Here is a 20,219-nt window from a genome sequence, read left to right as displayed (position 1 = left end):
GTTGGTCCTGTGAGCATATGCGCATATGTTGATATGTTCCGGTACTAATGAAAAACGTTACCATTAGCGGATGACGAGCGTCCCGATGGCAGATGTGGAGGAGATGTGAACAGGAATCAGTCGGCAGGAGCCGTCCCGGTGATCCTCCTGACCGGCTACCTGGGTGCGGGAAAGACAAGTCTCCTCAATCACCTGCTGCGCCACCCCGATGCGCGCATCGGCGTCGTCGTCAATGACTTCGGCGACCTCAACATCGACGCGGGCCTCGTCGTCGGGCAGGTCGATGAGCCCTTCTCCATCTCGGGCGGATGCATCTGCTGCCTTGATGATGACACTTCGCTCGAAGACGCACTCACCGCACTGGCGAAACCTCGGCTGCGTCTCGACGCCATCATCGTCGAAGCCAGCGGTTTCGCCGAACCGCTGACACTGGCACGGATGGTCACCCGCATGGGCCACCACCGCTTCCACCTCGGCGGAGTCATCGACGTCGTCGACGCCACCATGCATGCCGCCACGGTCGACACCGAAACCGCACCGCCGATGCGCTACGCGGCGACGACCCTGGTACTTGTCAACAAGCTCGATCAGCTCCCCGCCGCGGACCGGGACACGGCTGTCGCTGCGATCCGGGAACGGGCCCATCAGCGTAATCCGCGACTCCTCGTCGTCGGCACCAGCTACGGCCGTCTCGACCCGGCGCTGATCTTCGACCCCGGCTCAGGGGCCGAACGAGGCGGCGACGGAACACGGTCGGGTGACAGCTCAACCAGGGATGCAGGCGCAAGCGCAGAGCCCATCCAAGCGGAACTTCCGATCCGGGAACTCATCCGACAGGCCTACGCCGAGGCCGCTCAGGAGGGCCTCGACGGTGAAGGCGAGAGCGCCCCCGTCCACCATCACGCACAGTCGGTGACGATCACTGGCAGCGGTTCTGTCGATGCTGGTGCCGTGCTGGACTTCCTTGAGGACCTGCCTGCCGGGGTCTACCGGGTGAAGGGCTCGATCCTTATCGACGACAGGGCCGGAAGCAGGCGCTATGGGCTCCAGGCGGTAGGCCCGAATGTCTATGTGTCGGCGGTTGCGCCGCAGTTGACAGCCGCACGGCAATCGACAGTCGAACCGCAATCAGAAGCCGCACCGCAGTCAACTGCCGCACCGCAGGAGGAGCGCTGGGACAGCGCGCTGGTCGTCATCGGCGAGTCCTTCGACGAAGCAGCTGTCAGGGCGCAGCTGAAGGCCGCGCTTCTCAGTGACGGAGGCACGAACGGAGTGGAGAGACTCCGCCACTACGTACGCCTGCACAGCTGAACGCAGTGAGGCGCCGATCTGCGCCGAAGCCCGTCACGCTCACGATTGTGGTATTTCCGGAATCCAAGACGGAGGAAAACACCCGCGCCTGCAGACTGCTGCGCTCATATGATCGAATCATGACCGACCTCCCATGCCTCACTCAGCCTTTTGGGGGAGGAAGAAGACAACTTTCGGGGGACGCGTCGACCAGCCCGGCCTGAAAGACTGAACTCGTTCCACCCTCGCCCGGACCATCCCCGCCGACACCGCTCCATAAAATCACCCGATCACCCATCCGCAGCTCCCGCATGCCCAAAACCCGGAGGAACCCGTGTCCCTGATCACCAGGATGAGTCTGAAGAACCGCCTCATCGTCGGCCTGCTCACCCTTGTGATCGCCGTTTTCGGCGTCATTGCGACCACCTCGCTCAACCAGGAGACGATGCCCTCGGTCGAGCTGCCCGGTACCTCGGTGCAGGTCACGATTCCAGGAGCCTCACCCGAGGTCGTCGAGGAATCGGTGACCAAGCCGATCGAAACCGCGCTCGAAGGGGTCGGCGACCTCGAGACGGTGAGCACAACCTCCTCGGCGGGATCGATGTCGGCCAACGTCACCTGGCCCTTCGGCAAGGATGCCGAGGAGATGACGGACTCTGTGCGCTCCGCCGTCGACTCTGCGAAGGCAGACCTTCCCGACGGCGCCGAGGCGGAGGTGCTCTCCCAGCAGATCGACGACGTCCCGGTGGTCATGTTCGCCGTCTCCGGGGGAGAGGACTCTCAGGCGCTCGGCGACCTCGTTGAGACTGAACTCGTCCCTGAGCTCCAAGGCGTCGCGGGCGTCTCCAGTGTCGACGTAGCCGGGCAGAACGAGCAGCGCGTCAACATCAGCTTCCGTCCCGACGACGTCAACGATAAGAACGTCGTCACCACCTCGGTGCCCGATGAGCTCACCGCGGCAGGGACAGTTGTTCCCGCCGGGCAGAGTGCAGACGGGAACAAGTCCCTATCGGTCGAGGTCGGCAATGAACTCGACGCGGTCGACCAGATCGAGAAGACCCCGCTGCGCACCGCTGACGGTACGGTCCTGCTCGGCGAGGTCGCCGATGTCGAACTCGATTCCGTGGATAAGACCTCGTACTCGCGTGCCGATGGCAAGGACGCCGTGACGGTGTCGGTGACCAAGGGGCAGGACGACAATGTCGTTGAGGTCTCCCACGGAGTCAATGAGGTCATCGAGAGGATGGGGCCCGAACTCGGCGACGACATCTCCTTCTCCACGATCTTCGACCAGGCTCCCGAGATCGAGAAGTCGATCCATGACCTGTCGGTCGAAGGCGGGCTGGGACTGTTCTTCGCCATCCTCGTGATCCTGGCCTTCCTCGGCTCCTTCCGGTCCACCGTGGTCGCCGCGATCTCGATCCCGATGTCGCTGCTGATCGCGATGATCGGTCTCATGGTCGGCGAATACACCTTGAACATCTTGACCCTGGGAGCCCTGACCATCGCCGTCGGCCGTGTCGTCGACGACTCCATCGTCGTCATCGAGAACATCCGCAGACGGCAGGGTACAAGCGACCTCACGATCGATGACATCGTCGCCTCCGTCAAACAGGTGGCCGGCGCCATCACGGCCTCGACCCTGACCACTGTGGCAGTGTTCCTGCCCATCGCCTTCGTCGACGGCATCGCCGGGCAGCTGTTCCGACCATTCTCCGTGACCGTGACGCTGGCTCTGCTCGGCTCGCTCCTTGTCGCGCTGACGATCGTTCCGGTCTTCAGCTACTGGGTCCTGCGGAAGAGCCCGAAGCCCCTTTCGCCGAAGCGCCAGGCTGCCACCGACGCAGGCTATGAGGCGTGGGCCCGGAAGCATCGGGAGAAGGGCATCAAGCGCGCAGAGAAACGACAGTCGAAGATCGACGGGAAGAATGCCAAACGCGACGCCAAGGGCAAGACGCTGCTCCCGGCGGCGACTGCCGATGCTCCGGTGACGCCGATGCCCGGCGACGGTGAGGCCTCGGACAGGGTCGACCGTCTGCAGCAGCGAAGCCTGCCAGCTATCCTGGCCGCACTTCGACACCCATGGCGCACAATCGTCATCTCCGTGGCGATCTTCGCCGTGACGATGATGATGGCCAGCTTCCTCAAGACCGACCTCCTCGGGTCCGCAGGGCAGAACTCTCTCTACATCGCGCAGACTCTGCCAGCCGGAGCCTCGCTCGAGGCCAGTGATGAGGCGGCGAAGAAGATCGAAGACGTCCTCGCCTCCGACCCGGACGTCGACACCTACTCAACGACCGTCAACGGACCCGAAACTGGTTCGGAGAACTCCTTCAACATCACCCTGAAGGACGATTCCGAAGCGGAAGTCGCAACGAACCGGCTGTCGAACCAGATCGACGGACTCGGCGACGACGTCGGCGAGATCGATCTCCAAGACGCCTCAGGCAGTGCGAACGAGGACGTGGAGATCAAGCTCTCCGGCTCTGATCTGTCAGCGCTGAACGAGGCCGCCGATTCCGTGACGAAGAAGATGAGTGAGACCGAAGGGGTGACGAACGCCCGCAATGACCTCGCCTCCGATCAGCCGATCATCCACGTCGATGTGAACCGGGAGAAGGCTGCGGACTACGGCTACAGCCAGGCCGAGGTGGGACAGGCTATTGCGGCGGCCCTGCACGGAAGTGAGGCCGGAACTCTGACGCTGGAGGGCAAGGAGCGGGATATCTTCCTCGCCCCGACTCACCCCGATGCGACTCCAGACGAGATCCGAGCCTTGGAGCTTCCGGTCACCGAGGTGCAGACGCAGAACGCCCAGGAAGACGCGACCGACGCAGTCGAAGAGAAGACCGACCGCAGAGCCGAGGAAGCCAAGGCCAAGGCTGAAGAGGAATCAGCCGATCAGCTTGACTCGGCCCGGGAGGCCCGCGACAACGCCGCCGATCAGCTCGAAGAAGCCCGGAAGGCTCTGCGCGATGCCCAGAATCCACCGCCGGCTCCGAGCCCCGGCGACATGGCCGCCGCCCAGGTGGAACAGGCGGAAGAAGGCGTCGAACAGGCAGAGAAGGGCCTGAACGAGGCCAACGACGCTATCGACGACCTCGTCGACAGTCAGCGCGAGCAGGAGGAGAGCCAGGCCGAGGAACAGGACCTCGCCGACGAACAGGCGGCGATCCCCGACATCAAGGGTGACCCGATCACGGTCGATGAGATCGCCAGCGTCGACGAGACCGAAACCCCAGCCACCGTCACCCGGGAGGATGGAAACCGTCAGGTCACAGTGTTCGCCACCCCTGCTGAAGGACAGCTCAACCCGGTCTCCGCCGAGGCACAGGAACTGACCTCGAGCATGGATCTGCCCGATGGTGTGAGCTTCGACGTCGGAGGGGCGAGCCAGGAGCAGGCCGACTCCTTCGCCCAGCTCGGATGGGCCATGCTCGTGGCGATCGCGCTGGTCTTCCTCGTCATGATCGCGACCTTCCGCAGCTTCGTCCAGCCGCTGATCCTGCTCGTGTCGATACCCTTCGCTGCGACCGGTGCCGTGCTGCTGTTGCTGCTGACGGGCACACCGCTGGGCATCCCCTCGCTCATCGGCCTCCTCATGCTCATCGGCATCGTGGTGACCAATGCGATCGTGCTCATCGACCTCGTCAACAAGCTGCGCGAGCACGGGATGGGGCTGTGGGATGCGATCATCCACGGCACCCGACTGCGCCTGCGCCCGATCCTGATGACTGCCGCTGCCACGGTCTTCGCGCTCGTGCCCATGTCATTGGGACTCACCGGCGGAGGAGTCTTCATCTCCCAGCCTCTGGCGATCGTCGTCATCGGCGGCCTGACCTCCTCGACCGTGCTGACCCTGATCCTCGTGCCCGCCCTCTACCTCCTCGTCGAACGGCGCAAGGAGCGCCGGGCGGAGCACAAGGAGGCGAAGGCAGCGGCCAAGCGCGAGGCCGATCAGCACAGAATCGATGCAGAGACCGCCGAGGTTGCCGCTCGTCCCGTAGATGAGTGAGATTCCGTGCGGCGACGGTTCATCGGCGCGGGAGTTCTGGTGATCGAGTTCTGGTGAGTGCTCACCGAAATGCGAGCGCACCCTGGCGCAGATGGACGACGTGGTCGGCCCGGGCCGCCTGGGTGCGCTCATGCGTCGCCATGACGATCGTGGCGCCGCGGCTGCGCTCGGAGTCGATGGCCAGGGTGATGTCCTCGGTTGCTCGAGCATCGATTCCGGCCAGGGGTTCGTCGAGGAGCAGCAGATCCGCGCGTTGTGCCAGACCTTGCGCCACCAGGGTACGCTGACGCTGACCCCCGGAAAGTGAACCGAGGCGACGCGAGGCGAGGTCGTCGATTCGCAGCTGGGCGAGGCAGTCGTCGACGATCCGCTGGTCATCACCGCCGAGGCGGGCGAAGAGTCCCCGTGCGCTCCATCTGCCCATGGCTACGACCTGTCTGACGGTGATCGGAAGGTGGTCCGGAGCAGAACTGCGCTGAGGCACGAAAGCCACAGCGGACGGCAGGCCGGATATCGATCCGTGTGTCGGTCTGAGCAGCCCTGCCAGTGCCATGAGCACCGTTGACTTGCCTGAGCCGTTGGCGCCGACGAGTGCCGTGACTCGGCCCAGGGGAGCGGCCAGGGTGATCTGGTCAAGGGCGAGATGCGCACCATAGTGAGCGCTGAGGTTGGTGAGGGTGATCGGATTGTCCACGCTCTAACAATAATGGTTATCATCATCGAATGGAATTCCTTTTCGCGCCCTTCGAGGTGTCCTTCGTCCTCCGCGCCCTGATCGCCGGTGTGCTCGCCGCCGTGCTGTGCGGATGCATCGGCACCTGGGTCGTCCTGCGTGGCCTGGCCTTCTTCGGGGACGCGATGTCGCACGGGATGCTGCCGGGGGTCGCAATTGCGGCGCTCCTCGGTGGTCACCTCATGGTCGGCGCGGCGGCCAGTGCCCTGGTGATGGCGGCCGGGATCACCTGGGTGTCGCGCGAGTCGAAGCTGTCCCAGGATGTCGGCATCGGGCTGCTCTTCGTCGGAATGCTGGCCGTTGGCGTGGTCATCGTGTCTCACTCCCAGTCATTCGCCGTCGACCTCACGGGCTTCCTGTTCGGTGACGTGCTCGGAGTCCGCAGTCAGGACCTGATCGTCCTCGCCGGCGCAGCCTGCCTGGGCGTGCTGGCCTGCACGCTCCTGCATCGACCGTTCCTGGCGCTCGCCTTCGATGAGCGCAAGGCGGCAACTCTGGGCATGCGGCCCGGCTGGACCCATATTGCGATGCTCATGCTCACGGCCCTGGCTGTCGTCGCATCGTTCCAGGTCGTCGGTACTCTCCTCGTCTTCGGACTCCTCATCGGGCCCCCTGCCACGGCCTGCCTTCTCTTCGACCGCGTCGGAGTGATCATGGCGGCCGCCTCGGTGATCGGTGCGAGCGCGTGCTTCGTGGGGCTGCTTGTGAGCTGGTATGCCCAGACATCTGCCGGTGCGACCATTGCGCTGCTCACCGTCCTCATCTTCTTCGTGGTGCTCGTCGCGAGGAGGGTGAGAAGTGCGCTACGATACTTTTATCACAATGAGAACCGTTATCAATAGAAAGATCTCATGACGAGGACAAAAGGATTCGCCGCGCCGAGCGCGGCACTGATCGCACTGCTCGCCCTCACCGGGTGCCAGGGCCAGCAATCGGCCAATGGGGCCGGCAGTCCCAGCCAGTCGACGGCTCCCCACGGATATGTCGAAGGCGCGGAGGAGGCCGACGAGCCGCAGCTGCGTCTGGCCGTCAGTGATGCGAAGACCGGTGCAGTCTCGGTCGTCGACCTGCTCACCGAGGACGTCGTGGAGAAGGTCGAGGGCTCACCGTCGACGACCCTGTCGGGAGCAGATTCCCGCTATCTCTACCTCGGTGATGGTGAAGCCGGAACGGTCACAGCCGTCGACACGGGGGCATGGACGGTCGACCACGGCGACCACAGGCACTACTACAAGGCCGAGCCTAAGACCATCGGTCAGATCGACGGGGTCGATCCCGCTCACGTCGCCTCCGGGTCAACCGAGGTGGCGTTCTTCTTCGACGGCGAGGGTCGGGCCAAAATCTATGACCGGAGCGCACTCGGCGACGGCGAACTCAACCAGCTCGGCACCGTGAAACCGGGCCCCCACCATGGAGTGACGGTCCCCTTCGAGGATCACTTCGTATCGACCGTGCCGGGCGAGAGCCCCGACGACCTGCCCTCGAAGCTCACGGTCTTCGATGAGAAAGGCGCAGCTACTCCGATCGACGACGACTGCCCGGAGATCCATGGTGCCGGCGTCACCCGAGATGGGCTGGCCTTTGCCTGTGCCGAGGGCGTGATCGCTGTCGATGAGGATTTCGACGCCGATGTGCTGCCCTACCCCAAGGGTGCCGACGGAGCCCGCGCCTGGTCGATCGAAGCCGGCCGTGACCTCGCTGCTGTCCCCTTCGAGGGGCAGGGGATCGGGCTTCTGGATGCGACGTCGGGAAAGTGGTCATTCGCCGACACCGAAGCCGAGGTTGTCTCCGCAGGTGTCGCCCCCGACGATTCCGCGGTCATCGCCCTCGACGAGGACGGCACCGTCTATTCGATCGCCCCGGAAGATGGATCAGTGCTGACGAAGAAGAAGATCGTCGAACCCGCCGAAGCCGAAGGCGAGGGCCACGGAGGCGGTCCCTCGGTGGCGGTGGACAGCGAGCGCACCTATGTCAGCGATCCATCCACGGGGACGGTCTTCGAGCTCGACCCGGCCGATGGGCTGCGTGAGGCGCGCAGCTTCGACATCGGCGGGGCGCCCGCAAGCTTGGCTGTGACGGGGCGGTGATGAGCACACGGCACCACCTCACAGCGGTGGCACTCACGCTGGCCACGCTCGGATCACTGACCGCTTGCAGCGGAAGCGACGATGAGCCGTCGATCGTGGTGACGACGAACATCCTCGGCGATGTCGTGCACAGCCTCGTCGGAGACCATGCAGCGGTCACGGTGCTGATGAAGCCGAACTCCGATCCGCATTCCTTCGGCATCTCCGCGAAGGAAGCCGGAGCAATGGAGGACGCCGATCTCATCATCGGCAACGGACTGGGGCTTGAAGAGGGGCTGTCGGCGAACCTCGACAATGCGCGCAGCGAAGGGGTGCGCGTCCTCGAGGTCGGTGAGCACATCGATCCCCTTGAGTACGCCTCGGGCGGCAGTGCGGGGGCACCTGACCCTCACTTCTGGACCGATCCCGCGCGGATGGTCGCCGCCGTCGATGTCATCACCTCGGCGCTGGGGGAGGAAATCGGTGATGACCTCGCCGAGGCGATCGAACCGTCTGCAGCCTCGTATCGAAGGCAGCTCGAAGACCTCGATGCCGACATCGAAGAGATAGCCGAGGCGATCCCTGCCGAGAATCGGAAGCTCGTGACGAACCATCACGTGTTCGGCTACTTCGCGAACCGCTTCGACTTCGAGGTCATCGGGGCGGTGCTTCCGAGCGGAACCACACTGGCATCACCCTCGGCAGCTGATCTCGAGGAGCTTGCCCGCACGGTCGAAGACGCGGGGGTGCCCACGATCTTCGCGGACTCCTCGCAGCCGCAGAAGCTCGCCGAGGCCCTGTCCGACGAAGTCGACCTCGATGTCGAAGTGACACCGCTGTTCTCGGAATCGCTGACCGAAGCCGACGGGGAGGCCGGAACCTACATCGACATGCAGCGAACCAACGCGCAGGCCATCGCGGACGGGCTCGTGCCTCGCTGAGAAGGGCCCGTCAGCGAGGCACGCGACCTCGCAACACCACAGAGCACGGACACACCATCATGGAAATAGGGAAGAGAGAAGAATGAGAACACAACGAACCCTGATCGCACCACTGGCTGCGAGCGCGGCCGTCACCGCCCTCCTGCTGAGCGGATGCGGCACCACCGGTGCGGAGGCCGACCCCGACAGCGGCGAGCAGGCGGGCACTGCGGAACCCTCGGACGCCGAACAGGTCGAGGAGACGCAGGCACGGCTGATCGCCACCTATGACGGCGGCATCCTCACTCTGGACGCGAAGACGCTCGAGGTCATCGACGACACGAAGCTCGAGGGCTTCAATCGGGTGAATCCGGTCGGCGACGGGCGACATGCCATGGTGTCGGTGGCAAACGGATTCCAGCTCTTCGACGCCGGCGTCTGGACCGAAGAGCACGGCGACCATGCTCACAGCTTTGCCGGCTCACCGCAGCTGACCGACAAGGTCTACGAAACCGATACCCCAGGTCACGTCGTGCGCCATGGCGGTTCGACAGTGCTCTTCGGCGACGGCGACGGGCGTATGCAGATCTTCGACACCGACGCCTTCCACGATGGTGCACCCGAACCTGAAGTCAAAGAGGCAGAGGAGGCACACCACGGTGTGGCGGTGCAGCTGGAGAACGGCAACATGCTGCACACCATCGGCAATGAAGAGGAACGCTCGGGAGCGAAGGTCGTTGATGCCGAAGGCAAGGAGATCGCCCGCAACGAGGACTGCCCGGGCGTCCACGGGGAGGCCGCTGCCCAGGATGAGGCGATCGCTGTCGGCTGTGAGGATGGAATCCTCTACTACAAGGATGGGAAGTTCACGAAGGTCGACTCCCCGGACAGCTATGGTCGGATCGGCAATCAGGCAGGATCCGATGACTCGCCGGTCGTGCTCGGGGACTACAAGGTCGACGAGGATGCCGAACTCGAACGTCCGGAGAAGGTCACACTGACGAACACCGAGACCGGGAAGATGAAGCTCGTCGACCTCGACTCCTCATACAGCTTCCGTTCCCTGGGCCGCGGACCCGAAGGCGAGGCACTCGTGCTCGGCACCGACGGCAAACTCAACGTCATCGACCCGGAGTCCGGCAAGATCACCGACTCGCACCCGGTCACCGAAGCATGGAAGGAGCCTGTCGACTGGCAGCAGCCCCGGCCGACGCTCTTCGTGCAGGGGGAGAAGGCCTATGTCTCCGAACCGGACAAGAGCCAGCTCCACATCGTGGATCTGGCCACCGGTGAAGTCGAGAAGACCGCCGAACTGCCTCACGCCAGCAACGAAGTCACCGGTGTGACCGGCTGAGGAAGATCGTCGGGGAGCCGTCTCGGCGATGGAGCAGTGATGGTGGGGTCGAGTCGTTGAGCTCGATCCCACCTCTGGCATTCACCTGGGTGGCGCAGGCTTCTGGGTCATGTGCGGCAAGGCTGCGGCGGCCGAGCGGATGTGATCTTCGGTCAACTGCACCGCGTGGTCGGTGTCGCGGTCGACAATGGCCCGCATGATGGCGTGATGCTCCCCCTGCAGCTGCGCCATCAGGGCACGTGGATCATCGACCTCGTGAAATGCGATGAGGATGGGGCGGCGCAGGGATCCGCGGATGGCCTCGGTGAGATCGGAGAGCAGCTGATTCTCCGAGGCGCGGGCGATGGCGACGTGGAATGCGGTGTCGGCGTCGTTGAAGGTCTCGAGACTCACGCCGGGGGTGTCCATGATCGCCAGCGAAGCGTTCATGCCAGCCAATGCGTCGTCGTGGACCCGGCCTGTTGCCAGTGCGGTGCTCGAGCGCTCCAACTGGATGCGAGTCTCGATGGCTTCTTCGATGCTGAAGTTCGCCAGAGCCACATGCAGGCGCAGGAACCGAGCCAGCGCCTCCTTGGGCATAGAGGCGATGAAGGTGCCCGCCGATTTTCCTGAGCCGACATTCGAGACGATGACGCCGAGTGACTCCATGACCCGCAGGGCCTCACGCACGGCGGCGCGGCTGACTTCCAGCTTGGCGGCCAGCTCCCGTTCCGAGGGGAGCGGATCGCCGACGGTGAGCGACCCGGTCATGATCTGCTCCTCGATCGCATTGATCACGAGTTCATGGGTGCTCGACTTGGAAACCGGCCTCCACTCTGGTGTCTGTGGTGCAGCTGCGGCTTGACCGGCAACTGAGTTGTGGGCCTTGCTGACTGGTTCATTTGGCATGATTACTCACTTTTCGCACCCGACCATCATTTCATGAGTGTGATCTTGACCCGGATCACATTGCGCCATACACTCACTTTAGTGGTCTGACCACATAAAGGACATACTGAAGCCCATCGAGTATGCATGTTCGGGCGCGTTCAACGTCGAAACGCAGACGCTGCAGTCGAGCACCGACCGTGCAGGAGAAGATATGTACACTCCTGAAATAGCCCCACTTGCAGACAGCCTCCTGTGGTCATCGCTGGCTGCGCTGCTGCCGCTGCTGACTATCTTCGTCACCCTCGGGTTCTTGAAATGGAAGGCCCACTGGGCAGGACTGGCGGCAGTCATCGTCGCCCTGATCGTTGCCATCTTCGTCTACGGCATGCCGGTCGGGCTGGCCGGCCTCTCGGCCAGCCAAGGATTCGCTTTCGGGCTGTTTCCGATCATGTGGATCGTCATCACCGCCATCTGGCTCTACGAACTGACGGTGAAGTCAGGACACTTCGAAGACCTCAGATTGGTCATCAACGTCATCTCCGATGATCCTCGCGTGCAGGCGATCTTGGTCGCCTTCTGCTTCGGGGGACTGCTCGAAGCCCTTGCCGGTTTCGGTGCCCCGGTTGCCATCACCGGTGTCATGCTCATCGCAGTCGGCTTCACCGCCATGCGAGCAGCAGTCGTCGTGCTGGTGGCCAACACCGCTCCGGTCGCCTTCGGTGCGATCGCCATCCCGATCATCACGGCCGGCAACCTCACGGGAATCGACTACAAGGAGATCGGTGCCATGGTCGGTCACCAGACTCCGTTGCTGGCCGCCGTTGTGCCGCTGTTCCTCATCTTCCTCGTCGACGGCAAGCGCGGTCTGCGCCAGCTATGGCCACTTGCTCTGGTCGTCGGAATCGTGTTCGGGGCAGCACAGTTCGTCTCTGCGAACTATCTCTCGGTCGAAATGACCGACATCATCGCCTCGCTCTTGGGCCTCGCCGCTGCAGTGATCATGCTCCAGTTCTGGAAGCCCGTCGGCGGCCAGGACGCGCTGGACAAGATGGCAGACGAACGCACCAGGGAGAACGCTGACGCCCCCGATGCCGGTGGGTCGGGTGCGGCCGTGAAGTCCTCTGCCGACACGAAGACATCGGTGGACCTGGAGACACCTGTGGACACGAAGACGGCACCTCTGACCGGCAGGCGGGTGTTCATGGCACTGTGCCCGTATCTCATCGTCATCGTCATCTTCTCTGCTGCCAAGCTCATTCCGGTCATCGACACCTGGCTGGCGGGCACCGATATCAAGATTCCGTGGCCGGGCCTCGACGGGAACATCCTGAACGCTGCGGGGGAAGTGTCGACGAGCACGGTCTACAACTTCCAATGGTTGTCATCACCGGGCACGATGCTGCTGGTCTCAGGAATCATCGTCGCCGTCGTGTACAAGATGACCGTCAAGGACGCATTCCAGGTCTTCGTCGACAATGTCGTCAAAATGCGCTTCTCCATCCTCACCGTCGGGCTCGTGCTGGCGCTCGCCTACGTTATGAACCTCTCGGGCCAGACGATCACTATCGGCACATGGATTGCTGGCGCTGGGGTGCTGTTCGCCTTTCTCTCGCCCATCCTCGGGTGGCTGGGTACGGCCGTGACCGGATCCGACACCAGCGCCAATGCGCTCTTCGCGACCCTGCAGCAGACGGCCGCGACGAAGGCGGGGATCGATCCCGTCCTCTTGGTGGCCGCCAACAGCTCCGGCGGTGTCGTGGGCAAGATGATCAGCCCGCAGAACCTCACCATCGCAGCTACAGCGGTCGGGCTCCTCGGCCAGGAGTCCGCGATCTTCCGCCGCGTCATCTGGTGGTCGCTGGGTATGCTCGTTGTCATGTGCCTGCTTGTCGGACTGCAGTCGACGATTCTGTCCTGGATGGTCCCAGAGGGAGTGTGACCAGCGAACTGACGAAGAGCATTGACGAAGAGCACTGACGAATCAGACCTGACGAATCAGACCTGACGACGAACCGAAGAGAAAGAGGTACCGCACATGGTCAAGAGACAACTGCCCAATCCGTCCGAGATCTTCGAGCTGATGAAGTTCAAGAAGTTCGAGCTCGACTCACGGAAGCGCCGTCTTGAATCGGCATTCACGATCGAGGATCTGCGCCAGATAGCCAAGCGGCGCACTCCCGCCGCCGCGTTCGACTACACAGACGGCGCAGCGGAGGGGGAGATCTCGATGGAGCGCTCGGTGCAGGCCTTCCAGGACATCGAGTTCCACCCCTCCATCCTCAACGATGTCTCGCAGGTCGATACGACCACACAGATCCTCGGAGGCAGTTCGTCGATGCCCTTCGGCATTGCGCCCACGGGGTTCACTCGTCTGATGCAGACCGAGGGTGAGACCGCCGGTGCCTCTGCAGCCGGTGCAGCAGGCATTCCTTTCACCCTGTCCACTTTGGGCACAACCTCGATCGAGGACGTGAAGAAGGTCAACCCGAATGGGCGTAACTGGTTCCAGCTCTACGTCATGCGTCAGCGGGAGATCTCCTACGGTCTGGTTGAACGGGCGGCTGCGGCCGGCTACGACACCCTCTTCTTCACCGTCGACACCCCGATCGCAGGCGCTCGACTGCGGGACAGCCGCAACGGATTCTCCATCCCACCGCAGCTCTCGCCGAAGACCGTTCTCAACGCGATTCCGCGTCCCTGGTGGTGGTGGGACTTCCTGACCACGGAGAAGCTGCAGTTCGCGTCTCTGTCCGAGACCGGCGGAACTGTCGGCGAGCTGCTCAACTCGGCCATGGATCCGTCGATCGATTTTGACGACTTGGCCACGATCCGTGAGATGTGGCCGGGCAAGCTTGCGATCAAGGGCGTCCAGACTGTTGCCGATGCCAGGAAGCTTGCCGATCTCGGCGTCGACGCCATTGTGCTGTCGAACCACGGCGGACGTCAGCTCGACCGCGCCCCGGTTCCCTTCGAACTGCTGCCTTCGGTGGCGAAGGAAGTCGGCAATGACCTCGAGATCATCGTCGACACGGGCATCCGCGATGGTGCCGACATCGTCGCGGCAATGGCCTTGGGTGCGGATTTCACGCTCATCGGCCGCGCCTACCTCTACGGGCTCATGGCCGGTGGCAGGGAAGGCGTCGATCGCACGATCGCGATCCTCAGCGAACAGGTCGAGCGGACGATGAAGCTGCTTCAGGTCTCAAACGTCGCCGAGCTCAACCCGAGCCATGTGACCCAGCTGCGCAGATTCAGTCGGGACGGTCAACTGGACGGTGCGGACCCGGATACGAAGTCCGTGTGACCGCTGTCTGAGCTGGCAGTGGTCCTCGCGTCGGAGACCGCTGCCAGCTCACCCGCCGAATGCTGGTCAGGGGGACGTCTCCTTCGCCAGATATCGTCCCGTGGCGCTGTCTTTGTCATCGGCGACCTGGTTCGGAGTGCCGGCGACCACGATGCGACCGCCGTCCACTCCGCCTCCCGGGCCCATGTCGATGACATGGTCGGAGTTGGCGATGACATCGAGGTCGTGTTCGATGACGACGACGGTGCCTCCCTGATCGACGAGTCGCTGCAGGACGCCGATGAGCACTCGTACGTCCAAAGGATGGAGCCCGATGGTGGGCTCGTCGAACACGAACAGGGTGCCAGTCTGCGTCCGATCGAGTTCTGAGACGAGCCGCAGACGCTGCGCTTCACCGCCTGACAGAGCCGGAGTCGCCTCGCCGAGGGTGAGGTACCCCAGCCCCACCTCTTGCAGTGCCTGCAGCCGTGTGGTGACCTTCCTCAGGTCGGCAACGTGCCCGGCAGCCTCGGCGACGGTCATGGCCATCAGCTCGGGCAGCGCAATCTCACCGTCAGCAACGGGACGGCGATGAGCCTCGGCGTCGGGACCGTAACGCCGACCCCCGCAGTCGGGGCAGGCGATGTCGACGTCGGGGAGGAACTGCACGTCGAGCGTGATCTCTCCCGTTCCCTCGCAGCGCGGGCACCGCAGAGAACCGGTGTTGTAGGAGAAGTCCCGGGCGCTCAGACCGGCGGCCTTCGCCGAGTCGAGTCTGGCATAGGCACGCCGGAGCTCATCGAGGATGCCCGAGTATGTGGCGACGGTCGAGCGGACATTGACCCCGATCGGGGTGGCGTCGACGACGCTGGCCTTCTCGATTCCGGCACCCTCGACCGAGGTGACGTGCGAGGGCAGACGGGCTTGATCCGTTGCGCGGAGTGCGGGAATGAGGCTGTCGAGAACCAGCGTGCTCTTCCCGGATCCGGACACCCCGGTGACAGCGGTGATCCGTCCCCGGGGGATCGTGACATCGAGCGCATGCACGGTGTGGATGGGGGAGGTGCGCAGCCTGATCGTCCCCTTGTCGAAGACCTGATCGGGTGCCGCAGAACTGCGGACAAGTCTGCCGTCTCTTCCGGTGAGGAACCCGCCGATGAGAGAGTCCGGATTGTCGCCGAGGCTGTCCACCGTTCCGGTGGCGACGACCGTCCCGCCGTCGTTGCCGGAACCGGGACCGATCTCGATGAGATGATCACAATCACGCAGCACGAGAGGGTCATGGTCGACCATGACAACGGAGTTGCCATCCTCGAGCAGGTCGGAGATGACCCCTTGGAGTCCGCGTATGTTCGAGGGGTGGAGGCCGATCGAGGGCTCGTCGAGGACATAGAGGACCCCGGTGGTCTCGTTTCGTACGGCTCGCGCCAGCTGCACGCGTTGGCGCTCGCCGGTGGACAGTGTTGATCCGGCACGATCGAGCGAGAGATAGCCCAGGCCGAGGTCGAGCAGTCGCTTCGACATGTGCCCAAGCGTGCTGGTCAGTGCCTCGGACATCGAGCGCATCGTCTTCGGCACGGTGTCGGCGACAGCCGTGGCCCAATCGGCGAGTTCGCTCAGGGTCATGGCGGTGACATCGGCGAGATTGAGATCGCCGATCTTCGGCAGCAGCGCTGCAGGTGCGAGTCGGGTGCCGTGGCACGTGGTGCAGGTGTGTTCGGTGAGGAACCGGCTCACCCGGGACAGTCGTTTCTCATCAGTGGCGCGTTTGAGCTCCTCGCTCACGGTCAGTCGCGCATTGCGGAAGGTGAAGTCGAGCTCGTGCAGACCCTTCTTCGAGGTCACAGCGATGTGCTTCTTCTCTTCCGGGCCATCGAAGACGATCGCCTTCTCCTCGGCGCTCAACTCCTTCCAGGGGATGTCCGTGCGGACGCCGAATTCGCGCGCGATCTGCGGTTGGACGTTGAAGCCGAACATCTGCCATGGAATCACCGTTCCATCGTCGATGCTTATGTCCTCGTCACGGATCAGGGAGGCATCGTCGACCTTGCGCACAATGCCTGTCCCTTCACATGATGGGCAGGCTCCCACCGAATTGAAGGCCAGATCCTCTGCTCCTGGAGCTTGAACGTTCGCTCCGCAGCTCAGACAGGCGAAGGGCTCCTCTGCTGCTACATTGAGCGTCGGTTCCTGTCGGTGGCCGTTCGGGCAGACATGTGATGCCAGGCGCGAGAACATGAGCCGGACGACGTTGAGCAGTTCGGTGGACGTGCCGAAGGTCGACCTGACGCCGGGGATGCCAGGGCGCTGTCGCAGAGCCAGAGCGGCAGGCACGTGGCTGACCCGGTCGACGTCGGCACGCGGTGCTTGGCTCATCCTGCGGCGCGTATATGTGGACAGCGCTTCGATGTAGCGCCGAGAGCCCTCCGCGTACAGGACTCCCATCGCCAGGGACGACTTGCCCGAACCGGAGACACCGGCGATGCCGACCAGCCGACCCAATGGGACGTCGACATCGATGTTCGCCAGGTTGTGCACGCGGGCGCCTCGAATCTCGATCATCTGGTGATTGCTCATGTCCCCATTCTCGCCGCACATTGTCGCCGCGCGAGGGGCTGATCGCGATGAGATCAGCATGGTCCTCATGCCGACCGCAGACGGAGAGACCCAGACGAACTCCCTGTACGAAGCCAATGACAAGTGCTCTGCGCCGATGCCGGATCAGTTCGCATTGAAGAACCTCAAGGATCCGGTCGAAGGGCAGCAGAGAGCGATCCCACAAACTTTTTCTCTCTCGTGGAATAAACCCTCATTCCGCAAAGTTGAGTCTAGTGTACGCAACTTTAATGATGCCGGGCTTGACTGCTCGGATCACGAAGATAATACTTGAGTGCAGTTGGCTCAATGTGTGCGGTCGAGTGGGTCCATCGCTCGTCCCCGCAGCAGGAAATGCTGTGGAAGCCCGGTGGTGGATCCGCCCGATCGCACACATTCGAGTCGAGATCACTCACGATATGTAAGGAGACAACGTTATGGCACGTGCAGTTGGAATCGACCTCGGAACCACGAACTCCGTCGTCACAGTCCTCGAAGGCGGTGACCCCAAGGTCATCGCCAACGCGGAAGGCGGTCGCACGACCCCCTCCGTCGTTGCTGTCAACAAGAACGGCGACTCCCTGGTCGGCGAGATCGCCAAGCGCCAGGCCGTCACCAACATCAAGAACACCGTCGCCTCGGTCAAGCGCCACATGGGCACCGACTGGACCACCGAAATCGGCGGCAAGAAGATGTCGGCCCCTGAGGTTTCGGCTCGCATCCTGCAGAAGCTCAAGCACGATGCTGAGGAATACCTGCAGGAAGACGTCACCGACGCAGTCATCACCGTTCCCGCATACTTCAATGACGCCGAGCGTCAGGCCACGAAGGATGCCGGTGAGATCGCAGGACTCAATGTCTCGCGCATCATCAACGAGCCCACCGCTGCAGCTCTGGCCTACGGCCTCGAGCGCGGCAAGGAAGACGAGACCATTCTGGTCTTCGACCTCGGTGGCGGCACCTTCGACGTCTCCCTGCTGGAAGTCGGCAAGGACGAAGACGACTTCTCCACGATTCAGGTCCGTGCGACCTCAGGCGACAACCGCCTCGGCGGCGACGACTGGGACCAGCGCATCGTCGACTGGCTCGTCGGTGAGGTCAAGAACGGCTACGGCGTCGACCTGAGCAAGGACGCGACCGCAATCCAGCGTCTGAAGGAAGCTTCGGAGCAGGCCAAGAAGGAACTCTCCTCGGCCACCAGCACCAACATCTCACTGCAGTACCTGTCGATGAGCGAGAACGGACCCATCCACCTGGATGAGACCCTGACCCGCGCGAAGTTCGAGGACCTGACCAAGGACCTCCTCGAGCGCACCAAGGCTCCGTTCCACGCAGTCATGAAGGACGCAGGCGTGTCCGTCTCCGAGATCGACCACGTCGTCCTCGTCGGCGGTTCGACCCGTATGCCAGGCGTCTCCGCCGTCGTCACCGAACTCACCGGAGGCAAGGAGCCCAACAAGGGCGTCAACCCCGATGAGGTCGTCGCGATCGGCGCAGCCGTGCAGGCCGGTGTCCTCGTGGGCGAACGCAAGGACGTTCTGCTCATCGACGTCACCCCGCTGTCGCTCGGGCTCGAGACCAAGGGCGGCGTGATGACCAAGCTCATCGAGCGCAACACCCCGATCCCGACCAAGCGCTCGGAAACCTTCACCACGGCCGAGGACAACCAGCCCTCCGTGTCGATCCAGGTCTTCCAGGGTGAGCGCGAGTTCACTCGCGACAACAAGAACCTGGGCACCTTCGAGCTGACTGGCATCGCCCCAGCTCCTCGCGGCGTCCCGCAGATCGAGGTCGCCTTCGACATCGACGCCAACGGCATCGTGCACGTGTCGGCCACCGACAAGGGCACCGGCACAGAGCAGTCGATGACGATCACCGGCGGTTCCGCACTGCCGAAGGAAGACATCGACCGCATGGTCAAGGAAGCCGAGGAGCACGCAGACGAGGACAAGAAGCGCCGTGAGGCCGCTGACACTCGCAACAATGCGGAGAACCTCGCCTACCAGACCGAGAAGCTCATCACCGACAACGAGGACAAGCTGCCCGAAGAGGTCAAGACCGAGATCAACTCGGACGTTGAGGCTCTCAAGGAAGCTCTCAAGGGTGAAGACGACGACGCCGTGAAGACGGCCTACGACAAGCTTGTCGCCAACCAGCAGAAGATCGGCGAAGCCATCTACAACCAGCCAGGTGCCGAAGGTGCCGCTGGTGAAGGGGCAGCAGGCGATTCCGATGCAAGTGCCGACGACGATGTCGTCGATGCTGAGGTTGTCGATGAAGAGGACGAGGAGAAGAAGTAATGACTGCCGAGGGCAACGATCCGTCGTCCGAGGAGCCAGGCTTCACCTTCAGCGACAAGCGCCGGATCGATCCGGACACCGGCGAGCTCCGCCCCGAGGCCGACGCAGCGTCGGCCTCGGCGGAGGCCGGTGAGGAGAATGCCGCGAACGACGCTGCCGGTGCCGAAGGCGCCGAGGGCGTCCAAGATGCCGATGAGAATCTGGCCGATGCCAGTGACCTCGGCGTCGACATTCCAGCCGATGCTTCGACGTTGAACGACACCGAGGCAGCACAGGGCGAAGAGGCCGCCGAACCCGCACCGGGAACTGAGGCCGCAGCGCACCTGGCCGACCTCAAGCGCATCAACGCCGAGTACGCCGCCTACCGGATGCGGGCCGATCGCGAACGCGAGCGGGCAGCAACCGGTGGCACGATCAAGGCCGTCGAAGCCCTGATCCCCGTGCTCGACGAGGTGCGCCTGGCGCAGGAGAACGGCGACGTCTCTGGGCCTTTCGAGACCCACGTGAACAAGCTGATCGACTCGCTGAACAAGGTCGGCGTCGAGCAGTACGGTGAGGTCGGCGACGAGTTCGATCCGCGACTGCATGAGGCACTCATGCAGCAGCCTTCGGACGATGTTGAGACTCCGACCGTCTTCCTGGTCATGCAGCCGGGCTACCGTATGGGTGAGCGCATCATCCGTGCGGCGCGCGTCGGCGTGCAGCAGCCGGAAGACTGAGAACCACACCCTCGCCGAGGTGGTCCCGCCAATGTGGAACCACCTCGGCGGCGGTCCGGATCATCCGGGATCGA

Annotated in this window: 14 protein-coding genes; 11 read left to right on the top strand and 3 right to left on the bottom strand. The window is 63.6% G+C overall.

All coding sequences use genetic code 11. From position 1 onward, the window contains the following. The first annotated feature begins 105 nt into the window (after positions 1-105). Positions 106-1,311, top strand: coding sequence for a CobW family GTP-binding protein (locus FO013_RS01820; RefSeq protein ID WP_143920850.1), 1,206 nt, complete (start codon positions 106-108; stop codon positions 1,309-1,311). Positions 1,312-1,624: 313 nt separating this feature from the next. Further along, positions 1,625-5,305, top strand: coding sequence for an efflux RND transporter permease subunit (locus FO013_RS01815; RefSeq protein WP_143920849.1), 3,681 nt, complete (start codon positions 1,625-1,627; stop codon positions 5,303-5,305). 61 nt (positions 5,306-5,366) lie between these two features. Here FO013_RS01815 and aztA read toward each other — a convergent pair whose 3' ends face one another. Continuing rightward, positions 5,367-5,999, bottom strand: coding sequence for a zinc ABC transporter ATP-binding protein AztA (aztA, locus tag FO013_RS01810; RefSeq protein ID WP_143920848.1), 633 nt, complete (start codon positions 5,997-5,999; stop codon positions 5,367-5,369). Positions 6,000-6,028: 29 nt separating this feature from the next. Here aztA and aztB point away from each other — a divergent pair, with 29 nt between their 5' ends. The 4 genes from aztB to aztD all read left to right on the top strand — a co-directional run bounded on the left by aztB (position 6,029) and on the right by aztD (position 10,378). After that, complete coding sequence (gene aztB, locus FO013_RS01805; protein ID WP_143920847.1) at positions 6,029-6,880, top strand: zinc ABC transporter permease AztB; 852 nt, start codon at positions 6,029-6,031, stop codon at positions 6,878-6,880. 9 nt (positions 6,881-6,889) lie between these two features. Continuing rightward, positions 6,890-8,125, top strand: a complete 1,236-nt coding sequence (locus FO013_RS01800; RefSeq protein WP_143920846.1) for a PQQ-binding-like beta-propeller repeat protein — start codon at positions 6,890-6,892, stop codon at positions 8,123-8,125. Continuing rightward, positions 8,125-9,045: a zinc ABC transporter substrate-binding protein AztC gene (aztC, locus tag FO013_RS01795; protein WP_143920845.1), complete on the top strand. Its 921-nt coding sequence runs from the start codon at positions 8,125-8,127 to the stop codon at positions 9,043-9,045. The genes FO013_RS01800 and aztC overlap by 1 nt, the downstream gene beginning before the upstream one ends. A gap of 82 nt (positions 9,046-9,127) precedes the next feature. Then, the gene (gene aztD / locus FO013_RS01790) at positions 9,128-10,378 is read left to right on the top strand and encodes a zinc metallochaperone AztD (RefSeq protein ID WP_143920843.1); all 1,251 of its coding nucleotides are present in this window, start codon (positions 9,128-9,130) and stop codon (positions 10,376-10,378) included. An 81-nt stretch (positions 10,379-10,459) separates the two neighbouring features. Here aztD and FO013_RS01785 read toward each other — a convergent pair whose 3' ends face one another. Further along, positions 10,460-11,266 (bottom strand): FadR/GntR family transcriptional regulator, encoded by an 807-nt coding sequence (locus FO013_RS01785; RefSeq protein ID WP_143920840.1) that lies wholly within the window; start codon positions 11,264-11,266, stop codon positions 10,460-10,462. Between the two features lie 193 nt (positions 11,267-11,459). Here FO013_RS01785 and FO013_RS01780 point away from each other — a divergent pair, with 193 nt between their 5' ends. After that, complete coding sequence (locus FO013_RS01780) at positions 11,460-13,187, top strand: L-lactate permease (protein ID WP_143920838.1); 1,728 nt, start codon at positions 11,460-11,462, stop codon at positions 13,185-13,187. A gap of 96 nt (positions 13,188-13,283) precedes the next feature. Further along, entirely contained in the window at positions 13,284-14,552 is a 1,269-nt protein-coding gene (locus tag FO013_RS01775; RefSeq protein WP_143920836.1) for an alpha-hydroxy acid oxidase, read from the top strand. Positions 14,553-14,618: 66 nt separating this feature from the next. Here the strand turns inward: FO013_RS01775 and FO013_RS01770 are convergent, their stop codons facing one another. Beyond that, a complete protein-coding gene (locus FO013_RS01770; protein WP_143920833.1) occupies positions 14,619-17,108 on the bottom strand; it encodes an excinuclease ABC subunit UvrA in 2,490 nt (829 codons plus the stop codon). A gap of 67 nt (positions 17,109-17,175) precedes the next feature. On the opposite strand from FO013_RS01770, the gene FO013_RS01765 reads away from it, so the two are divergent. From FO013_RS01765 to FO013_RS01755, 3 genes are all read left to right on the top strand, one after another. Beyond that, positions 17,176-17,421 carry a hypothetical protein gene (locus FO013_RS01765; protein ID WP_143920831.1) on the top strand — a complete coding sequence of 82 codons (246 nt, stop codon included), beginning with the start codon at positions 17,176-17,178 and terminating at the stop codon, positions 17,419-17,421. A 142-nt stretch (positions 17,422-17,563) separates the two neighbouring features. Beyond that, positions 17,564-19,426 carry a molecular chaperone DnaK gene (gene dnaK / locus FO013_RS01760; RefSeq protein ID WP_143920829.1) on the top strand — a complete coding sequence of 621 codons (1,863 nt, stop codon included), beginning with the start codon at positions 17,564-17,566 and terminating at the stop codon, positions 19,424-19,426. Next, on the top strand, positions 19,426-20,145 hold the full coding sequence (locus FO013_RS01755) for a nucleotide exchange factor GrpE (protein WP_143920827.1): 720 nt from the start codon (positions 19,426-19,428) through the stop codon (positions 20,143-20,145). The genes dnaK and FO013_RS01755 overlap by 1 nt, the downstream gene beginning before the upstream one ends. The last annotated feature ends 74 nt before the right edge of the window (positions 20,146-20,219 follow it).

It is taken from the genome of Brevibacterium aurantiacum (assembly GCF_007558825.1).
Lineage (GTDB): Bacteria > Actinomycetota > Actinomycetes > Actinomycetales > Brevibacteriaceae > Brevibacterium > Brevibacterium aurantiacum_A.
This window is presented reverse-complemented; position numbering and strand designations above follow the sequence as displayed.